The organism is Vibrio sp. 1F169 (assembly GCF_041439605.1).
Lineage (GTDB): Bacteria > Pseudomonadota > Gammaproteobacteria > Enterobacterales > Vibrionaceae > Vibrio > Vibrio tasmaniensis_A.
The window spans coordinates 1-1471 of the sequence record NZ_JBGOOI010000164.1 but is presented as its reverse complement, the minus strand read 5'-3'; the positions used below and the strand labels follow the sequence as shown (position 1 = coordinate 1471).

Annotated in this window: 2 protein-coding genes; both read left to right on the top strand. The window is 46.2% G+C overall.

What is annotated here, in order from left to right:
* Positions 1-150: 150 nt before the first annotated feature.
* Positions 151-333 carry a hypothetical protein gene (locus ACED53_RS23355; protein ID WP_017096425.1) on the top strand — a complete coding sequence of 61 codons (183 nt, stop codon included), beginning with the start codon at positions 151-153 and terminating at the stop codon, positions 331-333.
* Between the two features lie 153 nt (positions 334-486).
* A complete protein-coding gene (gene traF / locus ACED53_RS23350; protein ID WP_305373625.1) occupies positions 487-1272 on the top strand; it encodes a type-F conjugative transfer system pilin assembly protein TraF in 786 nt (261 codons plus the stop codon).
* The last annotated feature ends 199 nt before the right edge of the window (positions 1273-1471 follow it).

Below are 1471 nucleotides of genomic sequence, written 5' to 3'. Positions count from 1 at the left end.
GTTCTACCCGGAAATGCGTGCCAACACCAACCTCCCCAACTTTGATGAAATCAAGCAACGACTTCAAAGTGCCACGGGCGGATAACAGGCGGCTCTATACCAACGGCACACCATGACATACACACCTCAATGCTCAAGAAGGACATCGTTATGCTTATCAAACCCCTTCAAAATTTTTTACTCAACACCTTGACGCTTTTACGCCTCATTCCAAGTGATGTGATACACATCAAACAGCTAGACCACTATCCCGACATCACGAAAAGGCTGGATGAATATCGAGAGCTGATAGAAAACATTGAGAAACAGACTCACTACTTTAGTAGTGAGTAAGGTATGTGGTCGAAACACCACGCTTTGCTGCACGATAAATACCTTCAGTACTTACTCACGCTGCGCAATCCATCACCACAGCAGATGCGCCACTTACGCGAAAGACCCAAGTGTGTAACCTCTTAATCGCTTTGCCGCACTTAACCAAGGCCTATGATGATGAAAAAAACATGGCTTTACGTCATTACCCTAACGCTGCTTGCTCACCTCCATCCCGCTCTTGCTCAGGAACCTCCTCCAGGGTGGCGATGGTACAACGAACCAAAAGCAAGGCCCGACAAACCCAAACCAAAGCCACTGCCAAATAACACTCAAACGACTGTCTCAAGCCCTAAAACGTTATCGGCGACCGAACAAATGGCCTGGTTTCACTCGGTGCATATCGAAGCGCAAAACGATGCCGTCCTTCACCCTAAAGATAAAGACAAGTTAGCGAGATTTTTAGCGTTGAATCATTTTATCACGGACCAAACCGACCAATTAGGCATGACCTTTAAAGCGCTGCTGCTCGAAAGACCTGAGTTCTCTTACACCAAAGACCATCCGACAGAGCAAGCGGCAAGACAAGTGTATTTAGCACTGGAGGATAAGAAGAAAACCGACGCGGTTGAAAAGATGAAACAAGACGGATGGGGCTTTTTCTTTGTTTATGAAGGAAAAGATACGCTAAGCCAGCAACTCGCCCCGTCCATTCAAGCGTTTGCTGACCAATACCATTTTGAGCTCCTTGGGATCAGTAATGATGAAACCTTCATCACTCACCTCAAAGAAAACCGCCACAACCAAGGAAAAGTCACGGTGCCTTTTACGCCCGCCTTGATTTTGGTGCATCCAAGCACTGGAGAGATGAAGCCACTGGCGTACGGCTGGATAAGCCAAAATGATTTAATTGGGCGCTTTTACAACGTCGCCACCGACTTTGAGCAATCGAATTTTTAAAGCCACTCAACCCATGTAAAAACGCCATAAACAGAACCAGTATGGCCAATAAACCCAACCTTAAATCAACGTCTAATACGACATCCCCCGACTTCGTCCATGCCGCTCTCTTAAAGGATGTTCACTTTCTTTTATTTCTTCCTAAAACGTAAGGAGGCGCTATGCCATTTCTTCGTACCCTTGTGCTTGCTTTTTTGAT